Genomic DNA, 16,497 nt, shown 5'->3' on the forward strand with positions numbered 1-16,497 from the left:
CTGGGTGCCAGGGGAAGGGCGCAACCTGACAAAGTTGTAATCTAGCAGTCAGCTGGCTGGCAGCGGCGCACTCTTAGAGTGCTGTCCAAGCAGGTTGCACACTTTTTGGAGAATCGAGATGGCATTGCGTACACCCCTGTTGTTGGCGGGCTGCCTGTTGGCGTTGAGTTTCAATGCAATGGCGGATGCTGCCCATACCTATGCGTTCGGCCAGCCGGCACCGGCGGATAAGGCCACACGCACCGTGGAAGTGACGCTGCAGGATATTTCCTTTTCGCCCACGTCCCTGGACGTCAAGGCCGGTGAGACGGTGCGCTTTGTACTGGTCAACAAAGGCCAGTTGCTGCATGAATTCAACCTCGGTGACGCGGCGATGCACGCCGAACACCAGAAGGAAATGCTGCAGATGCAGGCCAGCGGCATGCTCACTTCCACGGGAATGGGCAAGATGGATCATAGTGCCATGGGCCACGGTGAAATGGGCGGCATGAAACACGACGATCCCAACAGCGTGCTGGTGGAGCCCGGCAAGACCGCTGAGCTGACCTGGACGTTCACCAAGGCCACCGACCTGGAGTTTGCCTGCAACCTCCCCGGGCATTATCAGGCGGGCATGGTCGGCAAGCTGACCGTTGAGTAAGGCGTTTCTTAAGGGCGGGGGCAAAGGCTGGTAGACTGGCGCGGTTTATTTAGCCAGGTTTCCGCCATGCATCCCGCAGCCGAACATTCGCCGCTGGGCAAGTCCAGTGAATACATTTCCACCTACACCCCTTCGTTGCTGTTCCCGATTCCACGCGCCGCCAAATGGGCCGAGCTGGGCCTGAGCGCCGAGACCCTGCCGTACAAGGGCGTGGATTTCTGGAACTGCTTCGAGTTGTCCTGGCTGCTGCCGTCGGGCAAGCCGGTGGTGGCCATCGGTGAGTTCAGCATCCCCGCCGACTCGCCGAACATCATCGAGTCCAAGTCGTTCAAGCTGTACCTCAACTCGCTGAACCAGACCGCGTTCACCGATACACCAAGCCTGGAAGCGACCCTGCGCACCGACCTCAGCGCCGCCGCCGGCAAGCCTGTTACCGTGCGTATCCGCAGCTTGGCCGACATTGAGGCCGAAGGCGTGATGGCGTTGCCGGGCACGTGCATTGACGATCTGGATATCAGTGTCAGCAACTACGAACACCCGCGCCCGGAGCTGCTGCGTTGTGATGACTCGCGCATTGTCGAGGAGAGCGTGCACAGCCACCTGCTCAAGTCCAACTGCCCGGTGACCAGCCAGCCCGACTGGGGCAGCGTGGTGGTGGAGTACCGTGGTTCGGCGTTGGATCACGGGAGTTTGCTGGAATACCTGGTGAGCTTTCGCCAGCACTCGGATTTCCATGAACAGTGCGTGGAGCGCATTTTCCTCGACCTGCAGCGTTTGCTGAAGCCGGAGAAGTTAACGGTGTATGCGCGCTATGTGCGGCGCGGCGGGTTGGATATCAACCCTTACCGCAGTACTGAGGATGTGGCGTTCCAGAACATGCGCCTGGCCCGTCAGTAAGCAAAGGTGGGAGGGGGCAAGCCCTCTCCTACCTTTTGGTTCTGCGCCTGGCTTGGGCTCGGGTCAGATCCCCATATTGCCCAAGGTGATCATGATATTGCGCAGTGTCCCGGAAATCACCGGGTGCTCAGCGTCGAACTCTATGGCAGCTTGGCTCACATCGTCGGAAATACTCGGCGTTTGAGTGGCTGGTTCAAGTTCAAGTTGCAATTCAAACTTGGCAATCAAGGCTTGCAGAGCATCACGTTTTTCTTCCGACAGCGGCGGCTCCTGTTCCAGCTGCCCGCGCAGGATCTCGACCTGTTCTTCCAGTTTTTTGCGATCAGGCATGACGTTCTTCCTTTTATCGATAGGCACTGGCATAGACCACGGCACGCCGTGAAAGGTCTACGGACTGACCTGTAGATTAATCCACGGGCGCCGACTGTGCATGATCTCGATCAGGGCTTCTCGCCTTTGAGCTGGCGCAGGCTGATGTCGGCCAGGCAGGTGCCGAGTTCACCGAGGTGATCGATCACCGAGTGGACCCCCAGGCCATAGAGCTCAACGGTGGCTTTGCCGCGCTTGTGCTCGCGTTCCTTGTCGCTCAACGCGTGCCACTGCTCAGGCGCCAGACCGCACAGCGAACCACAGGAGGCCAGGCCAATGGTCCACAAGCCGGCATTCAGGCCCGATTGCAACAGGCGCGGTTCGCCGCTGACCAGTACGCAACCTTCCAGGCGTTCAATGTTGAGTTCCATCAAGGCTTGCCAGCAGGCATGAGGGGCGGGCCAGCGGATGGAGGAGGGGGATGCGGCCTTGAGCCAGCCGGGCAGTACGGCGGCCAGTGGTGTGGTTACCGAAGGCGGCAGTTCATCCAGCCAGGCACAGGGGACGCCTTGTTCCTTGAGGCTGCGCAGGATTTTCAGGGCGCCGGGTGTGGCTTGGGAGTCCGGGGAGGGGGAATCGGTGCGCGCCCGGGAACCAAAGTCCACCAGGCAACCACTCAGGCCAAACAGAACAGCAGTCAAGGCGGGCGCGTTGGCGATGGCTATCTCGGCGTGAGGCATGTCGACATCCCTGAAATAGCTGTGACGCTATCGGGGCAGGATGACAAGCAGATGACAGCGGGGTAATTGTAGGAAAATTGTCCATTTGTGTTAGGACGATTCCTAGCAGCTGCCTAATTGGACACTTCCGTCATATACTGACGGCCTTATTCAGGGCATAGCGCCCATGACAGACCATTCAAGGAGCAAAAGCTATGCGCTGGAGCCACTACTTCGCTCAGCTATCGGTGTGTGCCACTGTCCTGCTGGCGCCTTTCGCTGCACAGGCTGCATCGGAAGATGATCCATGGGAAAGCGTCAACCGCCCGATCTTCACCTTCAACGACACCGTTGATACCTACGCCCTCAAGCCATTGGCCCAAGGCTATCAGTGGATCACTCCGCAATTTGTCGAAGATGGTATCCACAACTTCTTCCGCAATATCGGCGATGTCGGCAACCTGGCCAACAACGTGTTGCAGCTCAAACCCCACAATGCCGGGGTCGACACTGCGCGCTTGCTGGTTAACACCACGTTCGGCGTGCTGGGCTTTATCGACATCGGCACCAAAATGGGGCTGCAACGCAGTGATGAAGACTTCGGCCAGACCCTCGGTTACTGGGGCGTGGGCAGCGGTCCCTACGTGATGATCCCGCTGCTGGGCCCGAGCACCTTGCGTGATGCACCGTCCAAATACGTGGACAGCTACACCCAACCGTACCGCTATATGAACGATATCGGCTGGCGCAACAGCACCATGGGCCTGAACATCGTTGACACCCGTGCCAGCCTGCTCGACAGCGAGAAATTGATCACCGGCGACAAGTACACCTTTATCCGCAATGCCTACCTGCAGAACCGCGAGTTCAAGGTCAAGGACGGCAAGGTCGTCGACGACTTTTAAGCTGTGATGTTTTGAAATGAAAAAAAGGCGACCCTGGCGGTCGCCTTTTTTGTGCGCGGGTTTCAGCGCATTTTCAGGATCCTAAGCCCGAGTTGTTGCTCGTCGCCCACGGTTTTGGTCCAGACCACTTCCGTGTCAGCCTCCAGGCCCTTGAGCGCCGCGTGCTCTGAATCAATGCGCACGGTGAGTAGGTCTCCCACCGCGAACTGACGCGGTGCCTGCACCTGCATCCCGGAGCTGGAAAGGTCCACGCAAACCCCGGCAAACTCCTGGCCTTCGTGGAGCAAAGATACTTCGGCATCCACCCGCATGCGGATGAAATCGCGTTTTTCGGCGTAGTCGCGCTCGTGTTCGCCCATCGGTTCCATCCTTACTTTGTGTTGTGGTCTTGGCTGTTCTTATAACTCCCGGTGATTTGCGATGTAAAGACGCCCGGCGACCATCGGCATGAGCTTGAAACCCCCGGCGGATGGGAGTACCGTCTGCGCCTTAGAAGGGCACCTCTGCTTTACAGTTGTGCATGGGAAAAATCCCATTGCGTTGTAGTACAGAGAGGCTAGAAAGCGAATCCAGTACGTGAGCCCGGCCATTGCCGAGCCACCTACGCCAACCTAATTCTGGCGCCGTTTGCCCACATGCAAAAAACCAGTGCCACGCTGCTGATAATCGATGACGACGAAGTAGTGCGCGCGAGCCTTGCGGCCTATTTGGAAGACAGTGGCTTCAGCGTCCTGCAGGCCAGTAATGGCCAACAGGGTCTCCAGGTATTCGAGCGCGACCAGCCCGACCTCGTGATCTGCGACCTGCGCATGCCCCAGATGGGCGGCCTGGAGCTGATTCGCCAGGTGACCGAGCTTGCCCCGCAGACGCCGGTGATTGTCGTGTCCGGTGCCGGCGTCATGAACGATGCCGTCGAAGCGTTGCGTCTGGGCGCTGCCGACTACCTGATCAAGCCCCTCGAAGACCTGGCGGTACTGGAGCACTCTGTGCGCCGCGCCTTGGATCGTGCGCGCCTGCTGGTCGAGAACCAGCGCTACCGCGAAAAGCTCGAAACCGCCAACCGCGAACTCGAAGCCAGCCTTAACCTGCTCCAGGAAGACCAGAACGCCGGTCGCCAGGTGCAGATGAACATGCTGCCGGTCAGCCCCTGGACCATCGACGAATTCCAGTTTGCTCACCAGATCATCCCGTCGCTGTACCTGTCGGGCGATTTTGTCGACTATTTCCGTGTTGACGAGCGGCGTGTCGCGTTCTACCTGGCCGATGTCTCCGGCCATGGTGCTTCCTCTGCTTTTGTCACCGTGTTGTTGAAGTTCATGACCACACGGCTGTTGTTCGAATCCAAGCGCAATGGCACCTTGCCGGAGTTTACCCCCTCCGAGGTGCTGGGCCACATCAACCGAGGCCTGATCAGCTGCAAGCTGGGCAAGCACGTGACGATGGTAGGCGGTGTGATTGATGAAGAAACCGGTCTTTTGACCTACAGCATCGGCGGTCACCTGCCGATGCCTGTTTTATACACTCCCGACAGTGTGCGTTACCTGGAAGGGCGTGGTCTGCCCGTAGGCTTGTTCAATGAAGCTACTTACGAAGACCACATCCTGGAGCTGCCGCCGACGTTCAGCCTGACGCTGATGTCCGACGGCATCCTGGACCTTCTTCCAGAGCCTACACTCAAAGAGAAAGAAGCCGCCTTGCCCCAGAAGGTCAAGTCGGCGGGCGGCAGCCTGGATGGCCTGCGGCAGGTTTTTGGATTGGCCACGCTAGGGGAGATGCCGGATGATATCGCCCTATTGGTGTTGAGCAGGAATCTTTGATGAGTACCGGAAGAATCCAATTCGCCGAGCAAGACGGGACCTTCGTCCTGAAGTTTGTCGGTGAAGTGCGCCTGACCTTGTGTTCGGCGCTGGATGCGACGATTGAGCGGATTTTCACAGCGTTGAATTTCTCGGCGATCGTGATCGATCTGACCGAAACCCGCAGCATCGATAGCACCACCCTTGGGCTGTTGGCCAAGTTGTCCATTCTGTCCCGGCAGAAGGTCGGCCTGTTGCCGACCGTCGTCACCACCCACGAAGACATCACCCGTCTGTTGCAGTCCATGGGCTTCGACCAGGTGTTCAACATCGTTGATCGCCCGATCCCTTGCCCGGAATGCCTCACCGACCTGCCGTCCCAGGATCAGTCCGAGGAAGTGGTGCGGGTCAAGGTGCTGGAAGCGCACAAGATCCTGATGGGCCTCAACGAGTCCAACCGCGAAGCCTTCCACGACCTCGTCAACGCCCTCGAGCGTCACTGATCCCAGGGATCGCCTGCTACTTTAGGGACAGCAGAGCAAAAAAGGGCGGTACCCTCACAGGTACCGCCCTTTTTGTCGCCTGCGCCGTTTACAGCTTGGCGGACAACAGTGCCTCAAGCTTCTCCTGGTCCCGGGCAAACTGACGAATCCCCTCCGCCAGCTTCTCAGTCGCCATCGCATCCTCGTTGGACTCCCAACGGAACTGCGCTTCAGTCAGATGCACTCGCGCTTCTCCGGCGTGCCCTGGCGACAACTTGCGTTCCAGCTTGCCGTCATCCGCCGCCAGCTTCTCCAGCAGGTCCGGGCTGATGGTCAGGCGATCACAGCCGGCCAGCTCTTCAATCTGGCTCAGGTTGCGGAAACTCGCACCCATCACCACGGTCTTGTAGCCATTAGCCTTGTAGTAGTTGTAGATGCGTGTCACCGACTGCACGCCCGGATCATCAGCGCCGGTGTAGTCGTTGCCATTGGCTTTCTTGTACCAGTCGTAGATACGGCCTACGAACGGTGAAATCAGGAACACGCCGGCTTCTGCGCACGCCACCGCCTGGGCAAACGAGAACAGCAGGGTCAGGTTGGTCTGGATGCCTTCTTTTTCCAGCTTCTCCGCCGCGCGGATGCCTTCCCAGGTGGACGCGATCTTGATCAGCACGCGGTCACGGCTAACCCCAGCTTTGTCGTACAGGTCGATCAGACGGTGCGCACGCTTGAGTACGGCGTCAGTGTCGAACGACAGGCGGGCATCCACCTCGGTGGAGATGCGCCCTGGCACGACCTTAAGGATCTCCTGGCCCACAGCCACCGCGAAACGGTCGCTGGCCAGGCCGACATCACCGTTGCAATCCTGCACACACTCATCCAGCAGCTTGGCATAGCCCGGAATCGACGCGGCCTTGAGCAGCAGGGAAGGGTTGGTAGTGGCGTCTTGGGGCTTGAGCTTGGCGAGGGTGGAAAAATCGCCGGTATCGGCTACGACAGTAGTGAATTGCTTGAGTTGTTCCAGCTTGGAAGTCATGGGCGTGCTCTGTCCTATGGGTCTGATGACATTACCCGAGCGCTGGCAGGCGCTCAAGGGCGCAAATGCGTTCGATCGTTTGCGAGGGCAACAACCTGAAAACAGCCGTTTGAATGCCCGGCCGTAGTGCTGAATAGGAGGCCAGAACGGCCGACAGGTTCAACCCGACTGCCCGATGACACTTGGATAGCGCCTTCATGCCAACTGACTCCTTCCCTGGCACACACCGCACCAAATGTGGGAGGGGGCTTGCTCCCGATGGCAGTGTGTCGGCTCATCCAATAACCAACTGCCCCCCCCTGCAAGCTATCCAATCAACGCCCTTCCAACAAAGCCCCAGCCTGATCAAGCAATGCCAATGGATCCGCAGCCTTATGGATATCCACCGACAACAACTGCCTGAATCTGCGCGCCCCAGGGAAACCGGTGCCCAACCCCAACACATGCCGCGTAATGTGATGCATCGTCCCGCCAGTCGCCAAATGCTCAGCAATATAAGGCCGCAACTGCGCCAACGCCTCCGCCCGACTGATCACAGGCTGCGCGCTACCAAACAACTGCTGATCCACCTCCGCCAGCAGATACGGATTGTGATAAGCCTCACGGCCCAGCATCACCCCGTCAAACGTCTGTAAATGCTCATGGCACTGCTCCAGCGTCTTGATCCCGCCGTTGAGAATAAACTCCAGCTCAGGGAAATCCTGCTTCAACTGCGCCGCCACGTCATACCGCAACGGCGGAATGTCGCGGTTTTCCTTCGGCGACAAGCCCTCAAGAATCGCAATCCGCGCATGCACGGTGAAACTGGTGCAGCCGGCGTCCTTCACCGTCCCGACGAAATCACACAACTGGGCATAACTGTCCCTGCCGTTGATGCCGATACGGTGCTTCACCGTTACCGGAATCGACACCGCATCACGCATCGCCTTCACACAATCGGCCACCAGGGCCGGGTGAGCCATCAGGATCGCGCCGATCATGTTGTTCTGGACGCGGTCGCTGGGGCAGCCGACGTTCAGGTTCACTTCGTCGTAACCGGCAGCCTCGGCCATACGGGCGCAGGCTGCCAGGTCTGCGGGGACACTGCCGCCGAGCTGGAGCGCGAGCGGGTGCTCGGCTTCGTTATGACGCAGGAAGCGGTCATGGTCGCCGTGGAGGATTGCGCCGGTGGTGACCATCTCGGTGTAGAGCAGGGCGCGTTTGGAGAGCAGGCGCAGGAAGAACCGGCAGTGGCGGTCGGTCCAATCCATCATTGGGGCGACGGAGAAGCGGCGGGAGAAAGTAGCAGTGTGTAGGGACATTGGGGATCTGAGTCAACGAGGCGAATTGGGCGCAGTTTATCAGGGATGGATCTAGGCTGTGGGAGACGCTTGTTTTGCGGTATTCACCACTTCGAACGCGGACATTGCCGTGTATGGAATGTACCGAGGATTTACAGGCGATCACTGCGAGCCCGACATGCGATCAGGTAGGACCAGTTGGCTACTGCCCATTCGCGGTTGTGTTTGACCCGGCCTCCGTCGATCAACCAGCCGGCAACCTGAACCCTCCCTGTCCCCCAGCAAAGTTTCATAATTCCTTCCACCGTTGAGGTCTACGATCTTCCTCAAGTGAAGCCCCCACGGTCCAGCCCACAGGGAACTGAAAAAATGATTTCGAACCTCGTCAAAGTCGTGATGATTACCGGCACGTTGCTGTTGGGCGCTTGTTCTTCGGGTGCGCCGGGCATGAGTGGCGACCCTTGCTTTTCAGGCGGATGCCAGGCGTTTGGTGACCACAGCTCCAGCAAGGCTGCCAAAGCTAATTTTGGCGGCAGTGGCCTGGGGAGTAGTTATGGGGAATATGGGACGGGGTTGTTGCATGATGATTGATGGCGCATATGGCCCGGCGGGGGCAAGCGCCCTTGTCGCCGGGGGAGGTGAGTCAGCCTGTTATCACAACCCCATTATGGAAAATCTCGCGCCTGGCGCGGCGGCTGATGTTCTCATGTTTGCTTGACGTGTAGATTTCGTCAAAACGACGGCGATCAATGCCCTCGTAGTTGCCAAGTTCTTGCAGCACCCTCCGGTCGTAATCCTCTTCGATCATGAACCGGAAAATTTCCCGCCGATAATAGAACCCAAATTGAAACGCCAGTACCTCGGTCAAGTAGTCCGTTGGCGTGAGAAAGCAGTTTTCCAGGTCGATGGCCTTGGCGTGCGTCGGCTGCTCCAGATTGATCATCACATTGTTTGCCCAGAAGTCCATATGCACCACGCCTTTGCTGTGCAGGCAGTGCAACAGTTTGAACGACGCGGTGATCAGGCTCTGGATGTCACGCTCCTGCTTGAGCCATTCCAGGCCATTGAGGTGGCCCTCCAGCATCTCGGTAAAGATGAAGAATTCCTGGATCAGGCCAAGCGCTGACTTTCGATAACCGAACCCATACAAGCCAGCAACCGGCGCACCGCGTTTCTGGGCGCCGAGGGTGTTGATGACTTCTTCGACCGGCCAGTCAAACGCACCGTCCCGCTTGGCGCGCCCGAAGGTCACGCGCAATTTGGGCCTGAGGCTGTCCAGCGGCTGGGACTTGGCGAACAGGTTGGCTTCCATCCCTTTGAGCGGTGCGCTGATGCGATCTGTCAGTTGGTGGCGCGTGTCGATCAGGTCCTGAATCGCCTGCTGCGTTTTGTGGTCGGTGGTGTCGGTGGTGAAGATCGTCGCTTTGCGATGAGTGAGGGTCGTCGGAAAACTTTGCAATACACCTGTGTCAGGAAAGCTCAAAACACGTCCTTGTCATTGGGAATAAATATGACGGATATGTTACAGCTTGTGCTTATTGGATCCAACCTGAACTTTACCTGAACGAAAATGAAATAGTCTAACTGCGCCGATTCTTCACTGTTCATGGCGATTGAAATGTGCTTATAGCCCTGGGGCTTGAGCTTAATGCCCTCCCTGCATCCGCCGTGCTATCAGGTAAATGCCCAGCCCGACCAGTGCCGTCGCCGCGCCGATGTAGCCGGTGCTGGTCCAGCCAAACCCAGCCGTAATCGCCATCCCGCCAAACCATGGTCCCAGCGCATTGGCCAGGTTGAACGCCGCATGGTTGGACGCTGCCGCCAGGCTCGGTGCTTCGTGGGCGATGTCCATCAGGCGGATCTGCAGCGGTGCGGCCAACGAGACCATGGTGCCGACCAGGCCCATACTCAGCAGCACGCCCCATAGCGAGGACGCCGCGAAGGGGAAGAACAGCAACACGGCCATCGACCACACCAATATCCAGCCCACGGCGCGAAACTGCATGCGATCAAACAGCTTGCCGCCGGCGATGTTGCCGATAATCCCGCCCACGCCGAATGCTGCCAGCCCGAATGGGATCCACTGCGGGGATACCTTGGTCACTTCCAGCATGGTCGGTGCCAGGTAGCTGAACACGCAGAACATACCGGCAAAGCCGATAGCGCCAATGGACAGCGCCATCCACACCTGGGGTTTGGTGAAGGCGCGCAGTTCCTTGCGCGGGTCGCTGCGTTGTTCGTCGTGGCGATGGGGCACAAATTGCCAGACCAGGGCGATGGTGCACAGGGCGATCACGCTCACCAGTGCAAACGCCGAGCGCCAGCCCAGGTGCTGGCCGAGGAAGGTGGCGATGGGGTTGCCCAGCAGCATGGCCAGGGTCAGGCCCATCATTACCCGCGCCACGGCGCCGGCACGTTTGTCGTTGGGCACCATGCTCGAGGCGACCACCGCAGCAATGCCGAAGTAGGCGCCGTGGGGCAGGCCGCTGATAAAGCGGAACGCCACCAACGAGCCGAAGGTCGGGGTGAACGCAGTGGCGAGGTTGCCCAGGGCATACAGGCCCATCAGCAACAGCAACATATGTTTGCGCAGCAGCTTGGCGCCGAGGATGGCCAGCAGTGGGGCGCCGACCATCACGCCCAACGCATAGGCGCTGATGGCGTGGCCAACCTGGGGTTCGCTTAAACCCAGGTTTTGCGCGATGTCGGGCATCAGGCCCATGATGGCGAATTCGCCGGTACCGATAGCGAAGGCGCCCACGGCCATGGCAGCTTCCATTTTGGCGGCGCTGCGCGCGGGCAGTATGTGCCCGGGAGTTTGGTGGATAGACATGGATCGCTCTGTATTGAAGGGGTACGAGGGAAAACCGTCGATGCTACGCAAGCAGCGACGAAGGAGTCTAGAACCACCTTTTGCCCGAGAGTTCCTGCCCTGTGACCTCAAGTCGCGCTTGCCACGCTTGACACTCGCGCGTTAAAACCGGCGATTTAGAGTTGTCAATTGGCCAAACGACGCATAAACGCCGTGTGGCGTGATATTCTGCGCGCCGTCTTGGTCTGGTCTTTCCCCGGTACGTACACCCGTATACGTCCCGGCGTTTGGCTGTCGCCCAGGTAGCTGAAGCCAATAATGATAAGAAGTCAGCGCAGAAGGGACATAAAAGTGAGGTCGATACGTCGGCCTTGTGTGCCCACCCTGCGGTCCCCGAGTGAATGTGCAAACCCCGCGGTGCGTTGCCTGGCGCAGCGTGATTGAGGGTTGCCCATGATCAGGGGCGGTGGGGCGGATGGCGTTTTATCATAGGTGCTACTGATGTTTAAAAAAGTAAACACTGCCCTGCTGGGGCTGGCTTTGTCGATGGGGATCACGTCCGTTCACGCGGAAGAGGCAAAGAAAGTCGATGTGCTGCTGATCGGCGGCGGCATCATGAGTGCAACCCTGGGTGTCTGGCTCAATGAGCTGGAGCCGGGTTGGTCGATGGAAATGGTCGAGCGCCTCGATGGCGTCGCCGAAGAAAGCTCCAACGGCTGGAACAACGCCGGTACCGGCCACTCGGCCCTGGCTGAGCTGAACTACACCCCGGAAGACAAGAACGGCAACGTTGAGATCCCGAAAGCGGTCGAGATCAACGAAGCGTTCCAGATCTCCCGTCAGTTCTGGTCCTGGCAGGTCCAGCAGGGCGTGCTGAAGAACCCGCGTTCGTTCATCAACTCCACACCGCACATGAGCTTTGTGTGGGGCGATGACAACATCAAGTTCCTCAAGAAGCGCTACGAAGCCCTGCAAGCGAGCCCGCTGTTCGCCGGCATGCAGTACTCCGAAGACCCGGCGCAGATCGCCAAATGGGTTCCGCTGATGATGGAAGGGCGTGACCCGAACCAGAAAATCGCGGCCACCTGGAGCCCGCTGGGTACCGACATGAACTTCGGCGAGATCACCCGCCAGTTCGTCGCTCACCTGCAAACCACGCCTAAGTTCGACCTGAAACTGTCGAGCGAAGTGCAGGACATCACCAAGAACGCCGACGGTTCGTGGCGTGTCAGCTACAAAAACCTGAAAGACGGCACCAAGACTGAAACCGACGCCAAGTTCGTGTTCATCGGCGCTGGCGGCGGTGCACTGCACCTGCTGCAAAAGTCGGGCATTCCTGAAGCCAAGGAATACGCTGGCTTCCCGGTCGGCGGCTCGTTCCTGGTGACCGATAACCCAACCGTCGCCGAGCAGCACCTGGCCAAGGCCTACGGCAAGGCTTCGGTTGGCGCGCCACCGATGTCGGTTCCGCACCTGGACACCCGCGTGCTGGATGGCAAGCGCGTGATTCTGTTTGGCCCATTCGCCACCTTCTCGACCAAGTTCCTGAAAGAAGGCTCGTACCTGGACCTGCTGACCAGCACCACCACCCACAACATCTGGCCAATGACCAAAGTCGGTATTCGTGAATACCCACTGGTCGAGTACCTCGCCGGCCAACTGATGCTGTCGGATGACGATCGCTTCAAGGCGCTGCAGGAGTACTTCCCGAACGCCAAGCAATCCGACTGGCGCCTGTGGCAGGCCGGCCAGCGCGTGCAGATCATCAAGCGTGACGAAGAGCAGGGCGGCGTCCTGAAACTCGGTACCGAAGTGGTCAGCTCTGCCGACAACACCATTGCAGGCCTGTTGGGTGCGTCGCCAGGCGCGTCTACCGCGGCTCCGATCATGTTGACCGTGCTGCAGAAAGTGTTCAAGGACAAGGTTGCGACCCCTGAGTGGCAGGCAAAACTGCACCAGATCGTGCCTAGCTACGGCACCAAGCTGAACGACAGTCCTGAGGCTGTTGCCAAGGAATGGGCCTACACCGCCAATATCCTGCAACTGCCTGCACCGCCTGCGATTCCGCAACAGGCTGCTGTCAAGGCGCCCGAGGCTGCCAAGCCTGCGGCTGAGCCGAGCAAGCCGGCGTCTGACCTGGCGCTGTAAGCCGCTGGGGAGGTCCTGGGTCAGGACCTTGCCGGTAACAAAAAGCCCGCTGAACCGGTAACGGTCAGCGGGTTTTTTTGTGCGTGTCTAACGGCGGGTGCGTTCGACAGGCGGCAGTTCAACCGTACGCTCGGCGGCGGCCAGCGCTGCCTTCAAGCCAGCCTGGTCCAGCGGCACGCAATAGGCAGGCTTGCCGCGTTCCAGCCGCCAGCTGTCATCCAGGCTGCCGGCATCCACGGCGTCGAAACCCAATTCGTCGAGAAGCGTGATGACGCGTGCCTTCGCTGCGGCGTCATCCGCGGCCACCGGCAACGCCCGGCGGTCGGGGGCACCGTGGGGGCGGGCGTCCTGCGTCAGGTCGGGAGCGAAGATCGCGTTGAACACTTTGACTACATGTGAATGGGGCAAATGCTCGGCGAGCATCCGGCTGGTGGTGGTTTCGAAGCGATCCAGTACCGGTATATGGCCGTCGCGGTTCGGGTAGTAATTATTCGCGTCCATCACGGTCTTGCCCTCCAGCCATTGCGCCGGGACGCTGCGGTAATGCTCCAGGGGGATCGCCACGAGTACCACATCGCCGAATTTGGCGGCGTCGTCGGCACTGCCCACCTGCACGCCGAGTATGCCGCTCACGACGCTGCTCATGGTGTGGGGGCCACGGGAGTTGCTCAACATCACTTCGTGCCCGGCCGCCAGCGCCAGTTGGGCCACGGCGCGCCCGATAAAGCCTGCTCCAATAACACCAATCTTCATGGTCTTGCTCCAATGAATAGGGGAGCGGTTATGATGATTGGCAACCAATTGGCGATAAATCGTCGTTTTGGCGTGAATGTTGTTACTGGGAGTAGGGAATGATGGATCGCCTGTCGAGCATGAATGCCTTTGTGATGGCTGCTGAGTTGGGCTCGTACGCGCGGGCTGCCGAGCGCTTGGGCATGTCGCCGCAGATGGTGGCCAAACATGTCACCGCGCTGGAGCAGCGCCTGGGCGCTCGCTTGCTTAACCGCACCACACGAAGGCAAAGCCTGACGGAGCTGGGGAGCGCGTACTACGAGCGTTGCAAACATATCCTGGTAGAAGCCGAGGCTGCCGATTCACTGGCGCAGATCATGAACGACACGCCGCGCGGCAAGCTGAAAATCACCGCGCCCGTCACCTTCGGCTCCTACAGCCTGATGCCGTTGATTACCGGGTTCCTGCGCGACAACCCGGATGTGGAAATCGACCTGCACTTGACCGACCGTTTCGTGGACCTGGTGGAGGAGGGCTATGAAGCCGCTTTTCGTATCGGCCCCCTGGCGACCACCGGCCTGACAGCCAGGCCACTGGCACCTTATCGCCTGGTGGTCTGCGCGTCGCCGGAGTACCTGGCGGCACGCGGTACCCCGCAGGCCCCGGTGGACCTTGAGCGTCATGAATGCCTCGGCTACGCCTTCTGGTCGCGGCCGGCGGATCGCGAGTGGGTGTTCTACCAGGCTTCGACGCCTTGCAAGGTGCAGGTTGCCAGTCGCTTGCAGATCAATGAAAGCAGGGCCTTGATGACCGCCGCGCTGGATGGTTTTGGCATCGTGCTCGGTCCGGAAGACTTCTTGCGCGGGGCATTGGCCAGGGGCGAATTGGTGAGAGTGCTGCCGGACTTTGAAGCGCCGAGCCGGCCGATGCACCTTGTCTACACGGCGAACCGCCAGCGTACGGCCAAGTTGAGACGCTTTGTCGAAGCGGTGTTGGGACGCTTCGGTCACCCTTGATGCGTGCTGCTTCAGCAATCCGACAGACACAACCTGTTAAAAAAGTACCCAGGCCTGAGCAGGAGCACGGCTGAAACACGGGGGCATTTTTACCGGTGCAGGTGTTGGGCGATAACGCCCGAGGGGGTTGTATGTTGTTGCGTTACGCGGCATTAGCGGCAGTTGTGGTCGCGGCGTCCGGGTGTGTACAGGAGCGCGTGGTGCATGAGCGCCGGCCTGTACAGCGTGAATATGTCGAGGTGGTCGCGCCACAACCGCCGCCGACCCAGGTCATCGAAGTCGAGCCTGCCGTACGTGAAGGTTACATATGGTCACGTGGTTACTGGCGCTGGGAAGGCGGGCGCTACGTTGCCGTACACGGCCATTGGGAGCCGGTGCGCGAAGGCTATCGTTATGTGCATCCGCATTGGGTGCAGCGCAATGATGGCTATCACTGGCAGGTGGGGGGCTGGGTTCGTTGAACCCCGACTAGGAGGGCTTCTTTGTACCCAGGAGCCGTACTTCCCGCAGCAGCGCGGCACCGAGTTGATCGGTGCCCAGTTCCTTGTATCCCACGGCCTTGACCTCTCCGTTCTCTTCGGCCTGGATGATGATCACCGGTGTCTCTTTGCCGCTGGCTTCGTCGATGTGAAAAGCATATTGGGGAATATCCACCTTGATCGGCGTACCTGCGGCCTTGCCTTGCACATTGATCAGGAACGCTGCGCAGCCGGCGTCGACATCCACACTGGTGGCAGAACGCCCGCTGACGAAGCAGCTCTTTGGCAGGTCGGGCCAGATGATCTCGGCCAGTGCGAGGGGCGGCGTCAGGGCCAGGGCAGCAAGAAGAAGCGTGCGCACGTGGGGCGTTCTCTCGTTCAGGGATTAGCGACTTTTACCAAAGCCTGCCCCTTGCCGCAATGTTGCCGCTCAGCCCAGACGCTTCATACCCGCTGCCTTGGCCGCACCGAGGTCAAAGGTAGCGGTGTATTCGCACCCGGCCGCGTGGGCGCAGCGCTCTATCAGGCAATCGGCAAAATCGGCGTTGTTGGCCGTGAACCGTCGAAGCGCCTGCCAGACGACCTCGGCATGTTCGACGGTCAATTCACGGGTGCGCAGCAGTGTTTCCAGAACGACGACAATGTCATTTTTGGCGCATTGGTAGCAGCTCTGTAATACCCACACCAGCTCCACCACGGACACCAGGCTGACAAACCCTGGCGAAAGCGTGGTGAGGGATTCAATCAATTCGCAGGCCTTGGGGGATTGAACGGGATCATCCTGGGTGACGTAGCGCACCAGCACATTGGTATCCAGCCCGATCATCCAGCCTTCGCTCCCTGTGCTGCGATGGCGCGGTTCATGTCGTCAATGGACACGGCCATTGCAGGCTTACGGACCAGCCCCTTGAGGTCATGGACCGTCTTGCTCGCTGCAATGATGGAAAACTTGCCATCTTCCGTTTCGACGAATTCGACGCGGTCGCCTGTTTCCAGGCCGAGTGCGGTCCTGACTTGGACGGGGATGGTGATTTGCCCTTTTGAGGTAAGTGTGGCGGTCGCCATGGTAAAGATCTCCAACATGATGCTCCTTACCTTAGGGTAAGGAGTGGTGGAGGACAATATCCGTTGGTCCATAGGTCGCTCTTCAGGTGGAGGATGAGTCGGAGTCATGAAAACCTAGTCCGAACTCAGCCCTCCCGCACGCTTACCCATGGCGCAAAGAGATACAAACTATGACCGACCG

General features: G+C 59.4%; 20 protein-coding genes. 9 read left to right on the forward strand and 11 right to left on the reverse strand.

Annotation, left to right across the window (positions count from 1 at the left end):
• Positions 1 to 118: 118 nt before the first annotated feature.
• Together J1N02_RS22050 and queF are read left to right on the forward strand one after the other, a co-directional pair.
• A complete protein-coding gene (locus J1N02_RS22050; RefSeq protein ID WP_421147744.1) occupies positions 119 to 640 on the forward strand; it encodes a cupredoxin domain-containing protein in 522 nt (173 codons plus the stop codon).
• Positions 641 to 706: 66 nt separating this feature from the next.
• Positions 707 to 1,537, forward strand: a complete 831-nt coding sequence (gene queF, locus J1N02_RS22055; RefSeq protein WP_421147745.1) for an NADPH-dependent 7-cyano-7-deazaguanine reductase QueF — start codon at positions 707 to 709, stop codon at positions 1,535 to 1,537.
• A 63-nt stretch (positions 1,538 to 1,600) separates the two neighbouring features.
• Here the strand turns inward: queF and J1N02_RS22060 are convergent, their stop codons facing one another.
• Positions 1,601 to 1,867 carry a DUF4404 family protein gene (locus J1N02_RS22060; protein ID WP_027604221.1) on the reverse strand — a complete coding sequence of 89 codons (267 nt, stop codon included), beginning with the start codon at positions 1,865 to 1,867 and terminating at the stop codon, positions 1,601 to 1,603.
• A gap of 110 nt (positions 1,868 to 1,977) precedes the next feature.
• Positions 1,978 to 2,586 (reverse strand): phosphatase, encoded by a 609-nt coding sequence (locus J1N02_RS22065; protein WP_092358987.1) that lies wholly within the window; start codon positions 2,584 to 2,586, stop codon positions 1,978 to 1,980.
• Between the two features lie 194 nt (positions 2,587 to 2,780).
• On the opposite strand from J1N02_RS22065, the gene J1N02_RS22070 reads away from it, so the two are divergent.
• Positions 2,781 to 3,470, forward strand: a complete 690-nt coding sequence (locus J1N02_RS22070; protein ID WP_421147746.1) for a VacJ family lipoprotein — start codon at positions 2,781 to 2,783, stop codon at positions 3,468 to 3,470.
• A 62-nt stretch (positions 3,471 to 3,532) separates the two neighbouring features.
• Here the strand turns inward: J1N02_RS22070 and J1N02_RS22075 are convergent, their stop codons facing one another.
• A complete protein-coding gene (locus tag J1N02_RS22075; RefSeq protein WP_065947405.1) occupies positions 3,533 to 3,829 on the reverse strand; it encodes a PilZ domain-containing protein in 297 nt (98 codons plus the stop codon).
• Positions 3,830 to 4,105: 276 nt separating this feature from the next.
• Here J1N02_RS22075 and rssB point away from each other — a divergent pair, with 276 nt between their 5' ends.
• The gene (gene rssB / locus J1N02_RS22080) at positions 4,106 to 5,287 is read left to right on the forward strand and encodes a two-component system response regulator RssB (RefSeq protein WP_027604216.1); all 1,182 of its coding nucleotides are present in this window, start codon (positions 4,106 to 4,108) and stop codon (positions 5,285 to 5,287) included.
• Positions 5,287 to 5,769, forward strand: a complete 483-nt coding sequence (rssC, locus tag J1N02_RS22085) for an anti-sigma factor antagonist RssC (protein ID WP_003172602.1) — start codon at positions 5,287 to 5,289, stop codon at positions 5,767 to 5,769. The genes rssB and rssC overlap by 1 nt, the downstream gene beginning before the upstream one ends.
• 88 nt (positions 5,770 to 5,857) lie before the next feature.
• On the opposite strand, the gene tal is transcribed toward rssC, so the two are convergent.
• Both tal and dusA read right to left on the reverse strand, forming a co-directional pair.
• On the reverse strand, positions 5,858 to 6,784 hold the full coding sequence (gene tal, locus J1N02_RS22090; protein ID WP_027604215.1) for a transaldolase: 927 nt from the start codon (positions 6,782 to 6,784) through the stop codon (positions 5,858 to 5,860).
• Between the two features lie 314 nt (positions 6,785 to 7,098).
• Positions 7,099 to 8,085, reverse strand: a complete 987-nt coding sequence (gene dusA, locus J1N02_RS22095; protein WP_027604214.1) for a tRNA dihydrouridine(20/20a) synthase DusA — start codon at positions 8,083 to 8,085, stop codon at positions 7,099 to 7,101.
• Positions 8,086 to 8,433: 348 nt separating this feature from the next.
• Between dusA and J1N02_RS22100 the strand changes: the two genes are divergently transcribed.
• Positions 8,434 to 8,655, forward strand: a complete 222-nt coding sequence (locus J1N02_RS22100) for a hypothetical protein (RefSeq protein ID WP_405126129.1) — start codon at positions 8,434 to 8,436, stop codon at positions 8,653 to 8,655.
• 52 nt (positions 8,656 to 8,707) lie between these two features.
• Here the strand turns inward: J1N02_RS22100 and J1N02_RS22105 are convergent, their stop codons facing one another.
• Positions 8,708 to 9,547: a lipopolysaccharide kinase InaA family protein gene (locus J1N02_RS22105; RefSeq protein ID WP_098480131.1), complete on the reverse strand. Its 840-nt coding sequence runs from the start codon at positions 9,545 to 9,547 to the stop codon at positions 8,708 to 8,710.
• Positions 9,548 to 9,709: 162 nt separating this feature from the next.
• Positions 9,710 to 10,897, reverse strand: coding sequence for an MFS transporter (locus J1N02_RS22110; RefSeq protein WP_419480207.1), 1,188 nt, complete (start codon positions 10,895 to 10,897; stop codon positions 9,710 to 9,712).
• A 480-nt stretch (positions 10,898 to 11,377) separates the two neighbouring features.
• On the opposite strand from J1N02_RS22110, the gene mqo reads away from it, so the two are divergent.
• The gene (gene mqo, locus J1N02_RS22115; RefSeq protein WP_027604210.1) at positions 11,378 to 13,024 is read left to right on the forward strand and encodes a malate dehydrogenase (quinone); all 1,647 of its coding nucleotides are present in this window, start codon (positions 11,378 to 11,380) and stop codon (positions 13,022 to 13,024) included.
• 87 nt (positions 13,025 to 13,111) lie between these two features.
• Here the strand turns inward: mqo and J1N02_RS22120 are convergent, their stop codons facing one another.
• Positions 13,112 to 13,825, reverse strand: a complete 714-nt coding sequence (locus J1N02_RS22120; protein WP_421147747.1) for an NADPH-dependent F420 reductase — start codon at positions 13,823 to 13,825, stop codon at positions 13,112 to 13,114.
• A gap of 50 nt (positions 13,826 to 13,875) precedes the next feature.
• Between J1N02_RS22120 and J1N02_RS22125 the strand changes: the two genes are divergently transcribed.
• Both J1N02_RS22125 and J1N02_RS22130 read left to right on the forward strand, forming a co-directional pair.
• The gene (locus J1N02_RS22125) at positions 13,876 to 14,772 is read left to right on the forward strand and encodes a LysR family transcriptional regulator (RefSeq protein ID WP_043293389.1); all 897 of its coding nucleotides are present in this window, start codon (positions 13,876 to 13,878) and stop codon (positions 14,770 to 14,772) included.
• 131 nt (positions 14,773 to 14,903) lie between these two features.
• A complete protein-coding gene (locus tag J1N02_RS22130) occupies positions 14,904 to 15,233 on the forward strand; it encodes a YXWGXW repeat-containing protein (protein WP_043293388.1) in 330 nt (109 codons plus the stop codon).
• A 7-nt stretch (positions 15,234 to 15,240) separates the two neighbouring features.
• Here the strand turns inward: J1N02_RS22130 and J1N02_RS22135 are convergent, their stop codons facing one another.
• The 3 genes from J1N02_RS22135 to J1N02_RS22145 form a co-directional block, all read right to left on the reverse strand.
• The gene (locus tag J1N02_RS22135) at positions 15,241 to 15,612 is read right to left on the reverse strand and encodes a hypothetical protein (protein ID WP_092358996.1); all 372 of its coding nucleotides are present in this window, start codon (positions 15,610 to 15,612) and stop codon (positions 15,241 to 15,243) included.
• Between the two features lie 69 nt (positions 15,613 to 15,681).
• Positions 15,682 to 16,077, reverse strand: a complete 396-nt coding sequence (locus J1N02_RS22140) for a PIN domain-containing protein (protein ID WP_092358998.1) — start codon at positions 16,075 to 16,077, stop codon at positions 15,682 to 15,684.
• Positions 16,074 to 16,331 carry an AbrB/MazE/SpoVT family DNA-binding domain-containing protein gene (locus tag J1N02_RS22145; protein WP_368961197.1) on the reverse strand — a complete coding sequence of 86 codons (258 nt, stop codon included), beginning with the start codon at positions 16,329 to 16,331 and terminating at the stop codon, positions 16,074 to 16,076. Before J1N02_RS22145 ends, J1N02_RS22140 begins: the two co-directional genes overlap by 4 nt.
• Between the last annotated feature and the right edge of the window lie 166 nt (positions 16,332 to 16,497).

This window comes from Pseudomonas sp. NFX5, assembly GCF_049132125.1.
GTDB lineage: Bacteria > Pseudomonadota > Gammaproteobacteria > Pseudomonadales > Pseudomonadaceae > Aquipseudomonas > Aquipseudomonas marginalis.